The sequence below is a fragment of the Microbacterium paraoxydans genome, from assembly GCF_900105335.1.
Classification (GTDB): domain Bacteria; phylum Actinomycetota; class Actinomycetes; order Actinomycetales; family Microbacteriaceae; genus Microbacterium; species Microbacterium paraoxydans.
This window is the reverse complement of sequence record NZ_LT629770.1, coordinates 759,514-779,041: the sequence shown is the minus strand read 5'-3', so window position 1 is coordinate 779,041 and position 19,528 is coordinate 759,514. Positions and strand designations below refer to the sequence as shown.

The 19,528-nt window shown below is 69.8% G+C and carries 17 protein-coding genes; 14 read left to right on the top strand and 3 right to left on the bottom strand.

What is annotated here, in order from left to right:
- Positions 1-21 precede the first annotated feature (21 nt).
- Positions 22-1,362, top strand: coding sequence for a class II 3-deoxy-7-phosphoheptulonate synthase (locus tag BLU02_RS03980; protein ID WP_029989865.1), 1,341 nt, complete (start codon positions 22-24; stop codon positions 1,360-1,362).
- A gap of 61 nt (positions 1,363-1,423) precedes the next feature.
- Here BLU02_RS03980 and pknB read toward each other — a convergent pair whose 3' ends face one another.
- A complete protein-coding gene (gene pknB, locus BLU02_RS03975) occupies positions 1,424-3,379 on the bottom strand; it encodes a Stk1 family PASTA domain-containing Ser/Thr kinase (protein ID WP_060921160.1) in 1,956 nt (651 codons plus the stop codon).
- Positions 3,380-3,455: 76 nt separating this feature from the next.
- Complete coding sequence (locus tag BLU02_RS03970; protein WP_231919634.1) at positions 3,456-4,583, bottom strand: LysM peptidoglycan-binding domain-containing protein; 1,128 nt, start codon at positions 4,581-4,583, stop codon at positions 3,456-3,458.
- Between the two features lie 130 nt (positions 4,584-4,713).
- Between BLU02_RS03970 and BLU02_RS03965 the strand changes: the two genes are divergently transcribed.
- Complete coding sequence (locus tag BLU02_RS03965; RefSeq protein ID WP_060922681.1) at positions 4,714-5,070, top strand: Rv2175c family DNA-binding protein; 357 nt, start codon at positions 4,714-4,716, stop codon at positions 5,068-5,070.
- 9 nt (positions 5,071-5,079) lie between these two features.
- Here the strand turns inward: BLU02_RS03965 and BLU02_RS03960 are convergent, their stop codons facing one another.
- Complete coding sequence (locus BLU02_RS03960; RefSeq protein ID WP_060922680.1) at positions 5,080-6,183, bottom strand: polyprenyl synthetase family protein; 1,104 nt, start codon at positions 6,181-6,183, stop codon at positions 5,080-5,082.
- A gap of 84 nt (positions 6,184-6,267) precedes the next feature.
- On the opposite strand from BLU02_RS03960, the gene BLU02_RS03955 reads away from it, so the two are divergent.
- From BLU02_RS03955 to BLU02_RS03900, 12 genes are all read left to right on the top strand, one after another.
- Positions 6,268-6,642, top strand: coding sequence for an SCO2097 family morphological protein (locus BLU02_RS03955; RefSeq protein WP_060922679.1), 375 nt, complete (start codon positions 6,268-6,270; stop codon positions 6,640-6,642).
- A gap of 261 nt (positions 6,643-6,903) precedes the next feature.
- Positions 6,904-7,335 carry a division/cell wall cluster transcriptional repressor MraZ gene (mraZ, locus tag BLU02_RS03950; RefSeq protein ID WP_025105095.1) on the top strand — a complete coding sequence of 144 codons (432 nt, stop codon included), beginning with the start codon at positions 6,904-6,906 and terminating at the stop codon, positions 7,333-7,335.
- Between the two features lie 103 nt (positions 7,336-7,438).
- Positions 7,439-8,377 carry a 16S rRNA (cytosine(1402)-N(4))-methyltransferase RsmH gene (rsmH, locus tag BLU02_RS03945; protein WP_060922678.1) on the top strand — a complete coding sequence of 313 codons (939 nt, stop codon included), beginning with the start codon at positions 7,439-7,441 and terminating at the stop codon, positions 8,375-8,377.
- Complete coding sequence (locus BLU02_RS03940) at positions 8,374-8,946, top strand: cell division protein FtsL (protein WP_060922677.1); 573 nt, start codon at positions 8,374-8,376, stop codon at positions 8,944-8,946. The genes rsmH and BLU02_RS03940 overlap by 4 nt, the downstream gene beginning before the upstream one ends.
- 25 nt (positions 8,947-8,971) lie before the next feature.
- On the top strand, positions 8,972-10,741 hold the full coding sequence (locus tag BLU02_RS03935) for a peptidoglycan D,D-transpeptidase FtsI family protein (protein WP_060922676.1): 1,770 nt from the start codon (positions 8,972-8,974) through the stop codon (positions 10,739-10,741).
- Between the two features lie 27 nt (positions 10,742-10,768).
- Positions 10,769-12,181 (top strand): UDP-N-acetylmuramoyl-tripeptide--D-alanyl-D-alanine ligase, encoded by a 1,413-nt coding sequence (locus tag BLU02_RS03930; protein WP_060922675.1) that lies wholly within the window; start codon positions 10,769-10,771, stop codon positions 12,179-12,181.
- The gene (mraY, locus tag BLU02_RS03925) at positions 12,178-13,284 is read left to right on the top strand and encodes a phospho-N-acetylmuramoyl-pentapeptide-transferase (RefSeq protein ID WP_025105090.1); all 1,107 of its coding nucleotides are present in this window, start codon (positions 12,178-12,180) and stop codon (positions 13,282-13,284) included. The genes BLU02_RS03930 and mraY overlap by 4 nt, the downstream gene beginning before the upstream one ends.
- A complete protein-coding gene (gene murD / locus BLU02_RS03920; RefSeq protein WP_060922674.1) occupies positions 13,274-14,809 on the top strand; it encodes a UDP-N-acetylmuramoyl-L-alanine--D-glutamate ligase in 1,536 nt (511 codons plus the stop codon). Before mraY ends, murD begins: the two co-directional genes overlap by 11 nt.
- Complete coding sequence (ftsW, locus tag BLU02_RS03915; protein ID WP_060922673.1) at positions 14,778-15,983, top strand: putative lipid II flippase FtsW; 1,206 nt, start codon at positions 14,778-14,780, stop codon at positions 15,981-15,983. Before murD ends, ftsW begins: the two co-directional genes overlap by 32 nt.
- On the top strand, positions 15,980-17,056 hold the full coding sequence (locus BLU02_RS03910; protein WP_060922672.1) for a UDP-N-acetylglucosamine--N-acetylmuramyl-(pentapeptide) pyrophosphoryl-undecaprenol N-acetylglucosamine transferase: 1,077 nt from the start codon (positions 15,980-15,982) through the stop codon (positions 17,054-17,056). Before ftsW ends, BLU02_RS03910 begins: the two co-directional genes overlap by 4 nt.
- A gap of 42 nt (positions 17,057-17,098) precedes the next feature.
- On the top strand, positions 17,099-18,499 hold the full coding sequence (murC, locus tag BLU02_RS03905) for a UDP-N-acetylmuramate--L-alanine ligase (RefSeq protein ID WP_060922671.1): 1,401 nt from the start codon (positions 17,099-17,101) through the stop codon (positions 18,497-18,499).
- A 183-nt stretch (positions 18,500-18,682) separates the two neighbouring features.
- A complete protein-coding gene (locus tag BLU02_RS03900) occupies positions 18,683-19,426 on the top strand; it encodes a cell division protein FtsQ/DivIB (RefSeq protein WP_231919633.1) in 744 nt (247 codons plus the stop codon).
- Positions 19,427-19,528 lie beyond the last annotated feature (102 nt).

Below are 19,528 nucleotides of genomic sequence, written 5' to 3'. Positions count from 1 at the left end.
GCCGCCCACTAGGCTGGACGCATGCTCCCGCACCACATCGAAGCCCTTGATGCCTGGCGCTCGCTTCCCATCAAGCAGCAGCCGCAGTGGCCAGACGCCGACCGCGTCGCCGACGTCTCCCGGCAGATCTCGAGCCTTCCGCCGCTGGTCTTCGCGGGTGAGGTCGACAACCTTCGCGACCGTCTCGCCAGGGCGGCCTCCGGGCAGGCCTTCCTCCTCCAGGGCGGCGACTGCGCCGAGACCTTCGCCGGGGCGACGGCCGAGCAGATCCGCAACCGCATCAAGACGGTGCTGCAGATGGCCGTGGTGCTCACGTATGGCGCCTCCATGCCGGTCGTCAAGATGGGGCGCATGGCCGGGCAGTTCGCCAAGCCGCGCTCCAGTGACACCGAGACCCGCGGCGAGGTGACGCTGCCCGCGTACCGTGGCGACATCGTCAACGGCTACGACTTCACCGAGGGCTCGCGTCAGGCCGACCCCGGTCGTCTGCTGCAGGGCTACCACACCGCGGCATCGACGCTGAACCTCATCCGGGCCTTCACCCAGGGTGGATTCGCCGACCTCCGGGAGGTGCACTCCTGGAACAAGGGCTTCGCCCAGAACCCCGCCAACCAGCGCTACGAGCGCATGGCCGCCGAGATCGATCGTGCGATCAAGTTCATGGAGGCCGCCGGCGCGGACTTCGACGAGCTGAAGCGGGTCGAGTTCTTCACCGGCCACGAGGGTCTGCTCATGGACTACGAGCGCCCGATGACGCGGATCGACTCCCGGACGGACACGCCGTACAACACCTCGGCCCACTTCCTGTGGATCGGGGAGCGCACGCGCGAGCTCGACGGCGCGCACGTCGACTACTTCTCGAAGATCCGGAACCCGATCGGCGTGAAGCTGGGCCCCACCACGACGCCGGAGACGGCGCTGGCGCTCATCGACAAGCTCGACCCGGAGCGCGAGCCCGGCCGCCTGACGTTCATCACGCGCATGGGTGCCGGCCGCATCCGCGACGCGCTGCCCCCTCTGCTGGAGGCGGTCCGCGAGTCGGGTGCGCAGCCGCTGTGGGTCACCGACCCGATGCACGGCAACGGCATCACCACGCCCACCGGATACAAGACGCGCCGTTTCGACGACGTCGTCGACGAGGTCCGCGGCTTCTTCGAGGCCCACCGCGCCGTGGGTACGTTCCCCGGCGGCATCCACGTCGAGCTGACCGGCGACGACGTCACCGAGTGCCTGGGCGGATCGGAGCAGATCGACGAGGCGGCCCTCGCGACTCGCTACGAGAGCCTGTGCGACCCGCGTTTGAACCACATGCAGTCCCTGGAGCTGGCCTTCCTCGTGGCCGAGGAGCTCGAGAAGCGCTGATCCGCGGGCGGAATGCACGAAGGGGCCGGAACGATGTTCCGGCCCCTTCGTCGTATCGCCGTCAGCCGGCGAAGCTCATGGTGAGCGTGATGCTCGTGCCCTTCCGCTGCGGGTCGGACGGGCTGTACGACTCCACGCGCGTGTTCTCGTTCGCGAGGAGATCCCACACCGAGTCGGGCAGACCGGTGCTGCTCGTGTAGCTCCAGGTGAAACCGGCGTCGCGCAGCGCGCCGGTTGCCTCATCCCGCGTCATCCCGGAGACATCGGGCACGTCAAACAGCGGCGGCCCCTGGGAGACGATCAGCTGGATCGTCTCGCCCGGGCGCCACGATCCTCTCTCGGCGCGGTCCGCGTAGCCGATGACGCGGTCCTTGCCGATGGAGTCGCTCGGGCGGTAGATGTTCTCCTCCGCCACCTTCAGGCCCTTGCCGGTGAGCGTCTCGGTGGCCTGCTTGACCGTCATGTCCGTGACGTCCGGCACCGGGCCGCGTGACACCTGGATGGTCGCCGTGTCCTTCTCGTGGACCGTGCATCCCTGGTCGCAGGCGAAGGCATCTCCGCCGTCCCGAGGGGTGATGCGGACATTGATGACCGATCCGTCCGTGGTGTCGGTGAAGTACTCCTCGTCGTCGGTGATCTCCAGATTCGCCGCCTGCAGCGCGGCCCGCACATCGTCGGCCGACTGCCCCGCGACCGGGGCGAGGTCGTGCGAGGCCGGGCCGGCGGATACGACCACGGCGACGGTGGCGCCCTTGTCGATCCTGGTGCCCGAGCCGGGGTCCGTCTCGATGACGATCCCCTTCTCGACATCGACGGAGAACTCGTCGCGCTGGGCGGGTTCGAAGCCGGCTTCGGTGAGGTCGGCGGCGGCCTCGTCGTAGGTCTGGCCCGCCACATCGGGCACCGCGATCAGCGAACCGGGACCGGAGCCGAACCACCATCCGACGCCGCCGGCGAGGACGGCGAGCAGCAGCACGAGGGAGAGGAGGAAGGTACCGCGGGCGCGGCGCTTGGCGGCTCGCCGGCGGAGGATCGTGGCGTTGTCGATCCCCGGGGACGTGGCCGTCGCCGGTTCGGGGAGGACCATGGTGCCCGGCATGACCTTGGTGAGGTCTCCGGAATCCGCCTGGTCGCGGGAAGCGCCGGTGGTCCGGGTCACGGCGGGGGCGACGCCGATCTCGCGCTCGATCTCGCGCAGGCGCTCGAGCATCTGCTGGGCATCGTCCGGACGCTCGTCCGGAGACTTCTCGGTCGCCCACAGCACGAGCTCGTCGAGCTGCTCCGGCACTGCGGGATTGCGGACGCTGGGCCGGGGAACCGACTCCGTGGCGTGCTGGAACGCGATCTGCATCGGCTGCTCGCCCTTGTAGGGCTGCTCGCCGACGAGCATCTCGTAGAGCATGATGCCGAGCGCGTAGATGTCGCTGCGGGCGTCGGCGGTGCCGCGGGTGACGAGCTCGGGCGCGAGGTACGCGATCGTCCCGAGGAGCTGCTGCCCGGTCGCGGTGTTCGCGGTCGTCGCTCTGGCGAGTCCGAAGTCGCCGATCTTGATGCGGCCGTCCTCCGCGAGCAGGACGTTCTCCGGCTTCACGTCGCGATGGACGATGCCCGCCCGATGCGCGGCGGAGAGCCCGGCGAGAACGGCGTCCATGATGGTGATCGTCTGAGCGACGGTGAGGCGCTTCTGCTCGCGGAGCAGCTCCCGCAGGGTGATGCCTGGCAGATACTCCATGACGAGGTAGGCGAGCTCGCCGTCCTGGCCCTGATCGAAGACGTTGACGACGTGCGGGTCGGCGAGCCGCGCCGCGGCGCGCGCCTCCTGGATGAACCGGCTCTGGAACGCGGAGTCGTCGCTGAGGTGGGCGTGCATGACCTTCAGGGCGATGCGACGCTCCAGTCGGAGGTCGGTGGCGACATAGACCGTGGCCATTCCGCCGCGGGCGATCCGCGCACGCACCCGGTACCGACCGTCGACAAGCCGCCCGATGAGGGGGTCGGCTTGATGATTGGTCGTCACGACAGAAGTCTATGGACGATTGGCTGAAAGCCCCGGGAACGCCTCACCCCTCGAGGCATCCGGATTTCCGCAGGCGTCACCCGTGCTGGGCGAGCCATGCGTATGCCTGGGCCTCCCACTGCCCGTAGCGATCCGGGTAGGCGGAGATCTGCACGGCCTGCGCCGCATCGGTGAAGGCCAGCGACTCCCAGCCGGGAATGTCGAGCAGGCCGCGGGTGAGATGCCCGTTCGGGTCGCCGGCGCCCCCGTAGAAGACGCGCGTGCTCCGCTCCGCATCCATGATCTGCGCCGGGGTGCCCCAGCCGGTGCTCGGGCGCTGCTGGAAGATCCCGAGCGAGTCGCGGTCCCCCCAGTCCAGGTTGCGGAGATCCGACTCCACCATCCCGGTGGCGAGGGCGATGGCGATCCCGCGGTCGGAGACTCCGAGCTCGCGGCCCACGCGGATGATGAGCGCGGCGTTGGCCGCCTGCTCGGCTGTCAGGGTGGCACTGCGCTGTCCGGTGGGTGCGGCGGCGGGCTTCGGAGCAGGTGCCTGCACGGCGAGGCGCTGACCCGGGTAGATGATCGACGACGCGCCGAGGCCGTTCCAGGCGAAGAGGGACTGCGTGGTGGTCCCGTACCGCTGGGCGATCGAGAACAGCGTCTCGCCTGCTGCCACGGTGTGTGTCGCGCCGCTCGGCTGCGCCCGCGGTGCCGGTGCCGCCGCGGGCGCGGCGGCGGGCGCGGCTGCGGGCGCAGCAGCCCCGGACACGACGAGCTTCTGCCCGGGGTAGATGATGGCGCCGGCGGGAAGGCCGTTGGCGGCGAGGATCGCGCTCACCGAGGTGGCGTATCTCCGGGCGATGCCGAAGACGGTGTCGCCCGCCACGACCGTGTGGGTCTTCGTCGCCGCGGGGGCCGGCGCGGGAGCCCCGGCGGGGGCGTGCAACTGCAGACTCTGCCCCGGATAGATCACCGATCTCCAGGACAGACCGTTCCAGCCGAGGACGTCGGTCGTTCGGATTCCGTAGCGACCGGCGATGCCGGCGACCGTGTCGCCCGGTTGTACGACATGCGAGGGCGGGATGTTCTGCGTCGGTGCGACGCGCACCGGAGCGATGCGATGCCGTTCGTGCGGCGCGACCGGCGGTGCAGGCGCGGCGGCGGCGGGCGCCGCCGTCAGAGTGGCGGCGAGAGCGCCGGCCACGGCTGTCTGGAAGATCACGTCAGCCCCCTTTTTCGAGCACTTCACGCTGACACGGATGTATAGAGATGTCAACAGAAGTGACGGGTGTGACGAATGTGACGGAAGTGCTGAACATGCGCTTCGGCTGCCGAGGTGAGATAGTGGCAACGTGTCTGAGAACGTCGCTGCAACCCGTGATTCCGCCTTCGAATGGCTGACCATGCCCGACCTCGTCGAGGTTCTCGGCGAGCCGCTCGGGCGCGTGCGTCGTCTGATCGACGAGCACTACCTCGTCGGCTCGCGGCGCAGCGGCGTCTTCGCGGTGCCGTCGGTGTTCATCGTGGACGGGCAGCCGCTGAGCTCCCTGCGCGGGACGATCATCGTCCTGCAGGATGCCGGCTTCTCGGACGACGAGCTGATCGACTGGCTGCTCGCCGAGGAGGAGACCCTCGGGCGTTCCCCGATCGCCTCCCTGCTCGCCGGACACAAGAGCGAGGTCCGTCGGCTCGCGCGCACGCTCGCCTGAGCGATCCGCTCAGGAGGAGCGCACGGTCGCTGCTCTGCCGAGGTCGCGGAGCTCTCCGACAGCGGCGTCGTCGAGCCGGGCTCCGGAAAGCGCGCGATCGGCCTCTCTGGCGTAGTCCGCGATCATCGTCTCGACCCGTTCGAGGGCCCCGGTTCCGGCGATCGTCTCCTGCAGGAACGACACCTGCGCTGCTGTCAGATCGGGATCGCCGAGCATCTCGTCGAGCAGCCGCCGCGCAGGGGTGTCCAGCTTCTCCCTGGTGAGGGCGATGAGCACGGTGCGCTTGCCCTCGCGCAGGTCATCGCCCGCGGGCTTGCCGGTGACGGCGGCATCGCCGAAGACGCCGAGCACGTCGTCACGCAACTGGAAGGCGAGGCCGAGCGGGTGCCCGAAGCGCCGCAGCGCCGAGGTCTGCTCCGCGTCCGCGCCGGCGAGGCTCGCACCCAGGATGAGGGGCTGCTCGATGCTGTACCGCGCGGACTTCAGCGAGGCCACACGGAGCGCCCGTTCTGCATGCTCGCGGTCGTCGCTGACGCTCCACGCCGACTCCTCGGCGATGTCGAGGAACTGTCCGATCGTGACGTCGCGCCGCATGCGCGCGTACTCGGCGCGCACGGTCCGTGCCTCTCCGTGCCCATCGAGCGCAGACTCCAGGAGGTCATCGCTCCACGCGACGAGGAGATCGCCGAGCAGCACGGAGCCGGCGCGGCCGAAGGCGGCGGCGTCTCCCCACCAGCCGGCGGAGCGGTGGGACGCCTCGAGAGCTCGGTGAGCGGCGGGGCGGCCTCGGCGTGTATCGGAGTTGTCGATCAGGTCGTCGTGCACGAGTGCGGCGGACTGGAAGATCTCCAGCGCCGCGCAGAGGTCCCACAGGGCGTCGTCCTCGGTGGCGAGACGGTCGCGGAAGCGGGAGACGGCGCGCCATCCTGCGTGGCAGAAGCGGGCGCGCAGCCTCTTGCCTCCGGAGAGGGTGTCGGACGCCGCGTCGAGGAAGGCGGCGGCGTCGTCGCCGTAGTCCGCCGACTCCGTTCGCATGCGGTCGAGGAAGAGGTCCAGTCGCGCGGCCACGGCGTCGGGGACGGAGGGGGAGGGGGACGGCACGACTCCCAGCATACGTAAAGGATGAGACGCCTGAACTGCTAGCCCCGGACGCCGCTCGCGCGTAGACTGGAGGGCACGATACCCGAGGGGGATGAGATGCCACTCTCCGAACAGGAGCAACGTCTGCTCGACGAGATGGAACGCCATCTCCTGCACAATGACGCCGACGTCGTGAGCGCGCCGTCGGGTGATCGCACGCTCAGCTATCGCAACCTCGTCTACGGGGCCCTCCTCCTGCTCGCCGGCATCGGCGGACTCGTCGTCGGCGTCATCCTCGGGGACGTCTGGGGCATCGTCGTCGGGGTGATCGGATTCGCGGCCATGCTCGGCGGAGTGATGCTGGCCGTCACCCCGGTCCGGCGCAGCGGTCCGGCAGAGGCCCGCACGCGCACCGCCCCGAAGCGGCAGGACTCCTCTTCCTTCATGGATCGCATGAACGACCGATGGGATCGGCGGCAGGACGGCCACTGACCCCTCCCTTTCTCTCCACCACGAAGCCCGGATGCTGAGCATCCGGGCTTTTTCGTGCGTGCTGCGCCGTCCACCCTCCACCAGCCCTCCACTGTCCTCCACCGGCCCTCCACCTCCCTGTGCCGCGGAATTCCAGGGCATGAGCGAACATCCTCCCGGGAATGGGCGGCGATAGCCTGGATTCGTCGTAGGAATGTGGAGGAAAGTGGAGTAAAGTGGGGCGCACCTCGAGTTGGCCGGACGGAGAGGGGGTGATGGCCGATGCTGCTGGGCACGCACTCACCGAAGCTGGACGACAAGGGACGGGTCATCCTTCCCGCGAAGTTCCGCGAGGACCTGGGCGGCGGCATCGTCGTCACCCGGGGCCAGGAGCGCTGCCTCTACGTCTTCAGCACGGCCGAGTTCGAGGCGATGCACGAGCGGATCCGTCAGGCGCCGCTCGCCAACAAGCAGGCGCGTGACTTCATGCGCATGTTCCTCTCCGGCGCCAGCGCGGAGATGCCCGACAGCCAGAACCGCATCACCATCCCCGCCCACCTGCGTCAGTACGCAGGTCTTCAGAAGGAGCTCATCGTGACCGGAGTCGGCGCCCACGCCGAGATCTGGGACGCGGAGAGCTGGAACGCCTACCTCGCCGCCGGCGAGGAGTCCTACGCCGAGCTGGAGCAGGAGGTGATTCCCGGACTGTTCTGACCACGGCTGTGATGCCCCGCCGCTCCCGCCCCGACACACTTCCCCGGTGCCGGGTCGAGATGCGGAGGGGGATCAGAGCCGAAGGTCGGACCCGAGAGAGATCATGAACCTACGCGACATCCACACTCCTGTCCTGCTCGACCGCTGCGTCGAGCTCCTCGCGCCCGCCCTCCAGGAGGACGGCGCCGTGCTCGTCGACGCCACCCTCGGCATGGGCGGCCATTCCGAGGCGCTGCTCGAGCGATTCCCCGGCATCCGTCTCATCGGGCTGGACCGGGACACCGACGCGCTGAAGATCGCGGGGGAGCGGCTCGCCCGGTTCCGGGATCGGGTCACGCTCGTCCACACCGTCTACGACGAGATCGGGCTGCACGCTCAGGACGCCGCCGGGATCCTGTTCGACCTGGGTGTCTCGTCGCTGCAGCTGGACGAGGCCGAACGCGGCTTCGCGTATTCCAAGGACGCTCCGCTCGACATGCGGATGGATCAGACGAAGGGCATCACCGCCGCCGAGGTCATCGCCAGCTACAGCGAGGGGAACCTGCGGCGCATCTTCGAGCGGTACGGGGAGGAGAAGCTCGCCGGCCGGTATGCGCGCTTCATCATCGACGCCCGTCAGAAGCAGCCGATCACGCGATCGGGTGAGCTCGTCGACATCCTCGTGGCCGCAACCCCCGCGGCAGCGCAGCGATCAGGGCACCCGGCGAAGCGCGTGTTCCAGGCCCTCCGGATCGAGGTCAACGCCGAGCTGAACGTCCTCGCTGACGCGATCCCCGCCGCGATGGACGCCCTCGCGGTCGGAGGACGCATCGTGGTGATGTCGTACCAGTCCCTCGAGGACCGGCTGGTCAAGCAGGCCTTCGCCGCCGCCTCCTCCTCGACGGCGCCCGCCGGGTTGCCTGTCGAACTGCCCGAGCACGCCCCCCGATTCCGCATCCTGACCAAGGGGGCGGAAGTCGCCGACGACGAAGAGCGCGCACGCAATCCGCGTGCGATACCGGTGCGCCTGCGCGCCGCCGAGAAGGTGCGGGAGAGCGCATGAGCATGAACGCAGTCCGCAAGCCAGCCCTGCCACTGCAGCCGGCCGCCCCGGAGACGGCGCCGGAGCGGCGCCTGCGGCCGGTGACGCCCCCGGCACGACGCCGCAAGCCGAAGCTCGCCTACGCGCTCGTCGCGCTGGGCGGCGCCCTGGCCATCGGCGCGGGTCAGGTCGGGCTCTCGCTCGCCATCACCCAGGACTCGTTCACCCTCGCGGGGCTCACGTCCCAGCAGCGTGAACTCGACCTCCGGACCGATGCGCTCCAGGAAGAGCTCACGGGACTGAGCTCCCCGCAGGTGCTCGCCAGCAGCGCCGCCGACCTCGGCATGGTCGTGGCGGGCGCCCCGTCCTATCTCCGCCTCAGCGACGGTGCCGTCTTCGGCGCGGGTACCGGGGCGGAGGGGGTGTCCACGATCGATCCCAACGGGAAGGCGGCCGTCGGCAACGTCCTCGTCACGGAGGAGACGCCGCCGGCGACGGACACGGCGGACGAGGAGACCGGCGGCACATCGCCGGCGCAAGACCTGCCACCGGCCATCACCGACGGCCTGCCCAGCCCCACGACGCACTGACCATCCCGAGCGACGGAGAGATCCCATGACGACACGAGCCACGCGCGGACCGCGGCGACGCACCGTCGTCGCCCTGGCGGTCATCCTTTCCATCCTGGTGGCGTTCGTCGTCCGCCTCATCGACATCCAGGTGGTGAGCGCCGACGAGCACGTCAGCCAATCCCTCGAGCACATCGGCGACGGCTCGAAGATCCCCGGCCAGCGGGGATCCATCGTCGACTCCGAGGGCACGGTCCTCGCGTCGAGCGTCATGGTCTACGACGCGCAGCTCAGCCCGCAGGTCATCAGGCTCACGGAGGAGAAGGATCCGGCTCTGCCGTGGGCCGAGGCCTCCGAGAAGATCGCCGCGATCACGGGGGTGTCGGGAGACGAGATCCGCAAGCGTGTCTCCGACGCCCTCGCCGAGAACCCGAACAGCCAGTACGCGCCCTTGAAAACCGGGTTGAACACCGAGCAGTACATCGCGCTCCGCGACCTCGGCCTCGGGTCTTACCTGGCGCTGAAGCCGCGCGAGACCCGGGTCTACCCCAACGGGGCCGTCGCCGGCAACGTGCTGGGCTTCCTCGACAACACGGGCGAGGCCAAAGCCGGTGTCGAGCAGCTCGAGCAGGCATGCCTGGCGCCCGTGGACGGTGAGAAGACCTATCGCAAGGGCAAGGACGGGGTCGTGATCCCGGGCAGCGAATCCGTCACCGACGCCGTCGACGGCGGCACGGTGCAGCTCACCATCAACAGCGACCTGCAGTGGTACCTCCAGCAGATGATCGGCGAAGAGGCCCAGAAGCAGGGCGCCAAGGGCGGGACCGTGACGGTCGTCGAGGTGGGCACCGGGAAGATCCGCGCCGCCGCCGAGTGGCCGGCCATGGACCCGAACGACCTGGACTCCTCCACGCCGGAGACGCGTTACAGCCAGATCTTCCACCGCGACTTCGAGCCGGGCTCCACCTTCAAGGCGATCACCGCGGCCGCGGCGATGGAGGGTGCCGGCCTCACTCCGCTCAGCACGGTCACGGCGTCGTCGCGCGAGACCTTCCCCAACGGTGCCGTGGTCAACGACGCATTCAGCCACCCCGCCTACAACTACACGCTGGCCGGCGGACTGATCGACTCGTCCAACACCGCGCTGTCGAAGTTCGGCACGATGGTCGCCCCCGAGGTCCGCTACGACTACCTGCAGCGCTTCGGCGTCGGGCAGAAGACGCTGGACTTCCCCTCCGAGGTGGGCGGCATCCTCCACCCGGTGAGCGACTGGGACAGTCAGTCGCTCTACACGACGACGTTCGGCCAGTACTTCACGGTGACGGCCCCCCAGCTCGCCGGCGCGTACCAGGCCATCGCCAACGGCGGGGAGAAGATCGACCTGTCGATGGTCGAGTCCTGCACGGCCCCCGACGGGACCGTCACGGAGACCCCTAAGCCGAAGCACGAGCAGATCGTGAAGGAGCAGACCGCGGCCGACCTGACCCGGATGCTGGAGAACGTCGCAGTGCAGGGCGGCAACGCCGATCGCATCCAGGTCCCCGGCTACCGGGTGACCAGCAAGACCGGTACCGCGCAGGTGTCGGACGGCAAGGGCGGCTACAAGGCCGGCGTGTACTACACCAGCATGGTGGGCTTCGCTCCCGTCGACGACCCCCAGTACGTCGTCGTGGTGACCCTCGACGAGCCGACTAAGGTTGTATCGTCCGCGGCCACCGCTTCCGCCTTCCAGAAGGCGATGACGCAGGTGATGAAGACCTATCGCGTGATGCCGTCCTCTGTCCCGATGGACGCGCTCCTCCCCAAGTTCGGATAGCCGGCGAGAGCCGCGCATGGAGATGACATGATCGCCCTGACGCTCGCTGAGATCGCTGCCGCCATCGGTGGTGAACTGCGCGTGGCCGGAGAGCACACGCCGGAGACGGTGGTCGACGGCATCGTCGACACCGATTCCCGCACCATGGAGGCGGGTTCGATCTTCGTCGCCAAGCCCGGTGCCGAGACGGACGGGCACCGTTTCGTCGGCGCCGCCGTCGAAGCCGGTGCCGTGCTGGCGATCGTCGAGCACCCGGTCGACGTCGATGTCTCGCAGATCGTCGTGCCCGATGCCGTCGCCGCGCTCGGCGACCTCGCCCGCGAGGTCGTGGCGCGCGTGCGCGCCGGCGGGAACCTCCGCATCGTCGGCATCACCGGCTCCAACGGCAAGACGACGACCAAGAACTTCCTCGCCCGCATCCTCGAGGACGAGGGTGAGACCGTCGCTCCGGTGAAGTCCTTCAACAATGAGGTCGGCGCCCCGGTGACGATGCTCCGCGTCACGCATGACACCCGCTTCCTCGTGAGCGAGTTCGGCGCCGCCGCCCCAGGCAGCATCGCGCGGCTCGCCGGCCTCGTCGAGCCCGACCTCGTCGTCGTGCTCATGGTCGGCATGGCGCACGCCGGGGGCTTCGGCGGCATCGAGGCCACCGCGAAGGCCAAGTCCGAGCTCGTCGCCGCGGCCCGCGTGCCCGGCACCGCCGTGCTCAACGCCGACGACCCCCGCGTCTGGGCGATGCGGGAGCTCGCGGAGAGCCGCGGCCTCCGGGTCGTCGGCTTCGGCCAGTCCGCCGCGGCCGCCGTGCACGCGCGGGACATCGAGGTGTCGGCCTCCGGAACGCAGTGCGTGATCGAGGCCGCGGGAGAGGAGCTGCCGCTGCGGCTGCGCGTCCTCGGGGCCCACCACGTCACGAACGCCCTCGCCGCGATCACCGCCGCCGTGGAGCTCGGCGTGGCTCCATCGGAGGCCGTGTCCCGGTTGGAGACCGTCGAGATCGCCGAGCGCTGGCGCATGCAGCCGCTGGGCAACGACCGCGTCCGCATCATCAACGACGCGTACAACGCCAGCCCCGATTCGATGGCGGCCGCGCTGCGGACGCTCGCGCAGATCACCGGACCGGACGAGCGCACCGTCGCCGTGCTCGGTGCCATGAGCGAGCTCGGCGAGAGCGCCGGGGAAGAGCACGACCGCATCGGTCTGCTCGCCGTGCGCCTCAACATCCGGCGCATCGTCGTCGTCGGGCCTGAGGCCCGTCGGCTCTACCTCGCCGCCGTCGGCGAGGGGTCGTGGGACAGCGAGGCCGTGCATCTGCCGGACCAGGACGCCGCGTTCGAGTACCTCCGCACCGAGCTGCGCGACGGTGACCGGGTCCTCGTGAAGTCGTCCAACTCCGTGGGCCTCCGGCATCTCGGCGATCGTCTGGGAGAATTGTTCTCGTGAGGTCCCTCATCATGGCGGCGGCCATCTCGCTCGCCTTCACTCTCTTCCTGACTCCCGTCTTCCTCCGGCTCTTCCGGAAGTGGGGCTGGGGGCAGGTCATCCGCACCCCGGAAGCCGCCGGCAACCCCAGCCACGAGGCCAAGCGCGGCACGCCCACGATGGGCGGGGTCATCTTCATCCTCGGCTCGATCGTGGGCTACTTCACCGGCGTCCTCGTCAGCGGGGAGACGCCGGCGCTGTCCGCGATCCTCGTCATCTGGCTCATGGTGGGCTTCGGCGTGGTCGGGTTCATCGACGACTACATGAAGGTGCGCAGCCAGCGCAGCCTCGGGCTGTCGGGGTGGCGCAAGGTGATCGGTCAGCTCATCGTCGTGATCCCCTTCGGCATCGTGGCGCTGAACTTCCCGAACAAGTGGGGGCAGACGCCGGCCAGCGCGTCGATCTCCCTCTTCCGGGACATCACCTGGCTGAACCTCTTCGCGTTCGGCGTCATCCTGGGCTGGATCCTCTACCTCGCCTGGATCTCGATCATCGGGGTCGCGACCTCCAACAGCGTCAACCTCACCGACGGCCTCGACGGCCTCGCCGCCGGCGCGGGCGTGATCGTCGTCGGCGCCTACAGCCTCATCGCGTTCTGGCAGTTTAAGCAGCCCTGCATCGGGGGAGACCCCGGTTCCCTCGGCGGTTGCTACGAGGTGCGCGACCCGTTCAACCTCGCGATCATCTCGGCCTCGTTCGCCGCCAGCCTCATCGGGTTCCTGTGGTGGAACGCCCCGAAGGCGAAGGTCTTCATGGGCGACGTGGGCTCGATGGCCATCGGCGGCGTCATCACCGCGATGGCGGTCATGACCCGCACCGAACTGCTGCTCCTCATCATCGCCGGCGTCTTCGTGCTCGCCTCCGGATCCGTGATCCTGCAGCGCGCCTACTTCAAGATCACCCGCGGCAAGCGGCTGTTCCTCATGAGCCCGTTCCACCACCACCTCGAGATGCGGGGCTGGTCGGAGGTCACCATCGTGGTGCGCATGTGGATCATCGCGGGTCTTCTCGCTGTGTCGGCCGTCGGGCTCTTCTACGTCGAATGGCTGACCCGTGTCGGCTGAGCGTCTGGCCGGGCTGACGAGCTGGCACGCCGACTGGAGCGGCCTGCGCGTCGCCGTCCTCGGCCTCTCCATGACCGGCTTCTCCGTGGCCGACACCCTCGCGGAGCTCGGTGCCGACGTCCTCGTGCTCAGCGAGTCCGCGGAGGAGGAGTACGCCCGCCTTCTGCCCGTCATCGGCGCACGGCTGGAGCTCGGACCGCTCGACGCCGTGCCCGAGGCGCTGACGGCGTTCGCACCCGAGGTCGTCATCGCGTCCCCGGGGTTCGCTCCGGCGCACCCGGTCATCCGCTGGGCCCAGGACGAGGGCATCGCCCTGTGGGGTGACGTCGAGCTCGCCTGGCGGGTGCGCGACAAGGTCCTCCGCGCGGACGGCACGCCGGCGGACTGGGTGCTCATCACCGGCACCAACGGCAAGACGACCACGACCCAGCTCACGGCGACGCTGCTCGTCGCCGGCGGGCTCCGGGCCGCACCATGCGGCAACATCGGCGTCCCCGTGCTCGACGCGGTGCGGGACCCCGCCGGCTTCGACGTGCTCGTCGTCGAACTCTCCAGTCACCAGCTCTGGTATCTCGGCCTGTCGCGCCCGGAGGGCGAGCTCTTCCCGCACGCCGCGGTCTGCCTGAACCTCGCCGACGATCATCTGGTCTGGCATGGCAGCGCCCAGGCCTACCGCGACGCGAAGGCCCTGGTCTATCGGAACACCCGCGTCGCCTGCGTCTACAACAAGGCCGACGAGGCCACGCGTCGGATGGTGGAGGAGGCCGAGGTCGTCGAGGGTGCTCGTGCCATCGGCTTCGACCTCGGCATCCCCGGGCCGAGCGACCTCGGCGTCGTGGAGGGGCTGCTCGTCGATCGGGCCTTCCTCGACGACCGCGCGCGCAGCGCCCTGGAGCTGACGACGGTCGCCGACCTGGAGGCCGCAGGACTGTCGGCCCCGCACATCGTGCAGAACATCCTCGCCGCCAGTGCTCTCGCCCGCTCCCTCGGAGTCGAGCCCGAGGCGATCCACGGCGCACTGCAGACCTTCCGCCTGGACGCGCACCGCATCGAGGTGGTCGCCCGGCATGCCGGCATCACCTGGGTCGACGACTCCAAGGCGACGAACCCGCACGCGGCGGCGTCGTCGCTGCGCGCGTACCCCGGAGCGGTGTGGGTCGTGGGCGGCGATCTCAAGGGCGTCGACATCGGCGATCTCGTCGCCGACGCGGGCGCGACCGCGCGCGCGGCGGTCGTCATCGGCGTGGACCGCGCGGCGGTCGTCGCGGCATTCGAGCGACACGCGCCGACGGTGCCGGTCTTCGAGGTCGAAGCTGGTGACACTGGACAGGTCATGAACCGCGTCGTGGAGATCGCGGCGGGGATCGTCGACGGGGAGGGCACCGTGCTCCTCGCTCCCGCCGCTGCATCCTTCGACCAGTTCTCCAGCTACGCGGATCGGGGCCACCGCTTCGCCGAGGCGGTGCGGGAATGGATCGATCGGGGGAGCGCCGATGACGCAGGTGGCTCGCCCTCCGCGGTCTGAGTCGGGAGGCCTCGCGGCACGGGTCTCGCTCGGACGCCGGTTCACCCCGGTGTCGACCGAGTTCCTGCTGATCGCGTCGACCGCCCTGCTCCTGACGATCTTCGGTCTCGTGATGGTGCTGTCCGCGACGAGCGCGACGGCGGTGGCCAAGGCGCAGAACCCGTTGGACGGCGCTCTCCGGCAAGGTGTGTTCGCCCTGCTCGGCATCCCGATGATGTTCCTCATCAGCCGCTTCCCCGTGGCGTTCCTCAAGCGCATGGCGTGGCCGGCGCTGTTCGGCGCCGTGGCCCTGCAGCTCCTGGTGTTCACTCCACTCGGCGTCGCCGACGGCGGAAACCGGAACTGGATCCAGGTGGCGGGCTTCCAGATGCAGCCGTCCGAGTTCCTCAAGCTGGCGCTCGCCCTGTGGATCGCCGCGGTCCTGCTGCGCAAGCAGACCATGCTCGGCACCTGGCACCACGTCTTCATACCCGTCGTCCCCGTCGGCGCGCTGGCGATCGGCACCGTGCTCGCGGGTAAGGACCTCGGCACCGCGATGGTGCTGGTCCTCATCCTCCTCGGCTGCCTCTTCTTCTCCGGGGTGAAGCTGCGGCTGTTCATCATCCCGATGATCCTGGGCGTGGCTGCTGTCCTCGCTTATGCGCTCTCCAGCAAGGACCGCATGCGGCGCATCACCGCCACCTGCGACGACATGACGCTCTATTACAACGATTGCTACCAGTCGATCCACGGCATCTGGGGCATGGCCTCCGGCGGTGTCTTCGGACTCGGCCTCGGCAACTCCCAGGAGAAGTACGGGTGGCTCCCCGCCGCCGGCAACGACTTCATCTTCGCGATCGTCGGCGAGGAGCTGGGGCTGATCGGCTGCATCGTCGTGCTCGCCCTCTTCACGTTCTTCACCGTGGGTGTCTTCCATGTCATCCGCAAGACGTCAGACCCGTTCATCCGCGTCGCGGCCGGGGGGATCACGGTGTGGATCGTGGGTCAGGCCGTGCTGAACGTCGGCGTGGTCATCGGGGTCTTCCCCGTGATGGGCGTGCCCCTTCCCTTCATGTCCCAGGGGGGGACGGCGCTCTTGGCCGTGCTCATCGCCTGCGGTGTCCTGCTGGCTTTCGCGCGGACCATCCCGGTCGCCGAGAAGCAGTCAGCCGAGCGGGGTAGGGTCGCGAGGTGACTTCGTACCTCCTCGCCGGCGGTGGCACCGCCGGCCATGTCAATCCGCTGCTCGCTGTCGCCGACGCGCTGCGTGAGCGCGACCCCGCCGCGACGATCCTCGTGCTCGGCACGGCCGAAGGCCTGGAGTCCCGCCTCGTCCCCGAGCGCGGCTACGAGCTGCTCATCGTCGACAAGGTGCCGTTCCCGCGGCGCCCGAACGCGCAGGCCGCGGCGTTCCCCGCGCGGTTCCGCCGGGCGATCGCCCAGGTGCGTGCGCACATCCGGCAGCACGGCATCGACGTCGTGGTGGGCTTCGGCGGCTACGCCTCCGCACCCGCCTACGTGGCCGCGCGTCGCGAGCGCGTGCCCTTCGTCGTCCACGAGGCCAACGCGAAGCCCGGGCTGGCGAACGTGCTCGGTGCCCGTGCGGCCGCGGGCGTGGGCGTCGCGTTCGCCGGAACGCCGCTCCGCGGGAGCGAGGTGGTCGGCATGCCGCTGCGGCGCGAGGTCATCACGCTCGACCGGGCGGCACAGCGGGCCGAGGCGGCCGAGTACTTCGGACTCGATGCCGATCGTCCTGTCCTTCTCGTCTTCGGCGGCTCGCTCGGAGCGCAGCGGTTGAACGACGCCCTCGCGGACTCCTGGCGCGACATCCTCGCTGCCGGTTGGCAGCTGCTGCACGTCACCGGGGAGCGCAGCGACCTCGCCGACCCGGGAGTGCCCGGCTACGCCCTCCGCCGGTATGTCGACCGCATGGATCTCGCGTTCGCACTGGCCGACCTCATCGTGTCGCGTTCGGGATCGGCCACGGTGAGCGAGATCAGCGCGCTCGGCATCCCCGCGCTGTACGTGCCGTACTCGGTGGGCAACGGAGAGCAGCGTCTGAACGCCGGATCGGCCGTGGCCGCCGGTGCCGCGCAGCTCCTCGACGACGCGACCTTCGACGGCGACGCCGTCCGGCGGATCGTCGTGCCGCTGCTCGGCGATCCCGACCGCATCCGTCGGATGGCGGAGGCGGCGGAGACCGCGGGCACCCGCACCGGCACCGAGAACGTCGTGGCGATGATCGATCGTGCCCTCGGTGCGGCGTGACGCCGCCGCCCGGACGAGAACGAAAAGTAGACTGAAGCGGACATGATCAGACCCGACCTCTCCCTCCCCATCCCCGAGACGATCACCGCCGCGCACTTCATCGGCATCGGTGGATCCGGGATGAGCGGACTCGCCAAGATGTTCCTCGACGCGGGCATCCGCGTCTCCGGCAGCGACCGCGCCGACAGCGACAACCTGCGGGCGCTGGCCGCGGCGGGTGCGACGGTCCACGTCGGTCATGATGCCGCCCACCTCGGCGACGCCGACACGGTCGTGCACACCGGCGCCATCTGGCCGGAGAACCCCGAGTTCGTCACCGCCAAGGAGCGGGGCCTGCACGTCATCCACCGGTCTCAGGCGCTGCACTGGCTGATCGGCACGCGGCGCCTCGTCTCGGTGGCGGGTGCGCACGGCAAGACGACCTCGACGGGGATGATCGTCACCGCGTTGCGTGACCTCGGCGCCGATCCGCACTTCGTCAACGGCGGCGTCATCGAGCAGCTCGGCACGTCCAGCGCGACCGGGAGCGGCGACCTCTTCGTCATCGAGGCGGACGAGTCCGACGGCACCTTCCTCCTCTACGACACGGCTGTGGCGCTCATCACGAACGTCGACCCCGATCACCTCGACCACTACGGCTCCGACGAGGCCTTCCACGACGCCTTCGTGCGGTTCGCGGATGCCGCGTCGGAGGCGGTCGTCATCTCCAGCGACGACCCCGGCGCGCTCAGGGTCCTGGCAGGGCTGTCCCACCCGCGGGTCCTGACGTTCGGTCAGGCCGAGCACGCGGATGTCCGCGTCAGCGAGATCGTCACCGCGGGCCCCGTCGCGGCGGTCGTCTCGCACGGAGGGGAGACCGAGCGCATGCAGCTCGCGGTCCCCGGCGTGCACAACGCGATCAATGCGACGGGAGCGGTCGCCGTCCTCCTCGCGCTCGGCCACCCGCTCCGCGACGCCGTGCGCGCCATCGAGGGCTTCGCGGGAACCGTCCGTCGTCTCGAGCGCCACGGTGAGGAGCGCGGGGTCACGGTCTACGACGACTACTCCCATCACCCCACCGAGGTCCGCGCCGCGTTGGAGGCCATGCGCAGCCTGGCGGGTTCCGGCCGGCTGATCGCGATCCAGCAGCCGCACACGTACTCCCGGACGCAGCACATGTACCAGGAGTTCGCGGACGTCCTGGAGGAGCTCGCCGACCACACCGTGATGCTGGACGTCTACGGCGCCAGGGAAGACCCGGTGCCCGGCGTCACCGGTGAGCTGGTGAGCGGCGCGTTCCAGGACGCTTCCCGCGTGCACTTCGTCGCCGACTGGCAGGAGGCGGCCGACTACACGGCATCGGTCGCGGAGGAGGGCGACTTCGTCGTGACCCTCGGTTGCGGCAACGTCTACCAGATCATCCCGCAGGTGCTGGAGTCACTTCGCCGGACCGACGGGGCGTAGCCCATGCGCCGGCCGCCCCCACTCCCGAGCGCTCCGGATACTCCGGGGGAGACGGACGACGCGTCCGAACGGACCCTCCGCCGGCGTCCCGCCCCGCTGCCGTCGCCGGACGAGGGGGGAGACGCCTCGCCGGTCGGGTCCGCCGCAGTGATGCCCGAGGAACGGCCGGTCCCGCGTTCGTCCATGGATGTCTGGCGCGCCGCGCGCGCCCGTCGCAGGGCGCTCCGGGCGGAGATCCGTCGGTTCACCCAGCGATCCCGCCGGCGTCGTATCGTCTGGCTGAGCGCCCTCGGGGCCGTGGCGCTGCTGATCGGGGGGAGTGTCGCCGCCGCCTACAGCCCGCTCTTCGCTGTGCAGCGCATCACGGTCACCGGCACCACGACGATCGATCCCGCGGTGATCGAAGGCGCCCTCGCGGACCAGCTCGGGACGCCGCTCGCCCTGGTCGATACGAGCGGGGTCAAGGCGGCGTTGCTGACGTTCCCGCTCATCGAGACGTATGCCCTGGAAGCACGTCCACCGCACGACCTGACCGTGCGCATCGTCGAGCGTACGCCGATCGGGGTGGTCGAGTCGGGTGCCGGCTTCACCCTCGTGGACGCAGCGGGCGTCGCTCTCTCGACGACAGCCCAGCGCCCGGCGGGGCAGCCGTTGGTGGAGGTGGAGGGCGGGGTCGACTCGGCCGCCTTCCGCAGCGCCGGGCTCGTCGTCCGAGCGCTCCCGGCGGACATCCGCAAGACACTCACCGGCGTGCGGGCCTCGACGGCGGACGACGTGACCTTGACCCTCGACTCCGGCCTCACGGTCGTGTGGGGGAGTCAGGAGGACTCGGGGTTGAAGGCGCTCGCACTCTCCGCCGCGCTCGTGAAGAACCCCGATGCCTCGTCGATCGACGTCACGTCTCCCGACGTGGCGGTCGTCGGCTGATCTCTTTCGGCGGGAATGGCGCGACACGCCCATGTCGCTGCGCGTGCGCGGCCAGGCGGCGCATACCTTCGATCTGAGAGAACGCAATACCGGGAAATACTT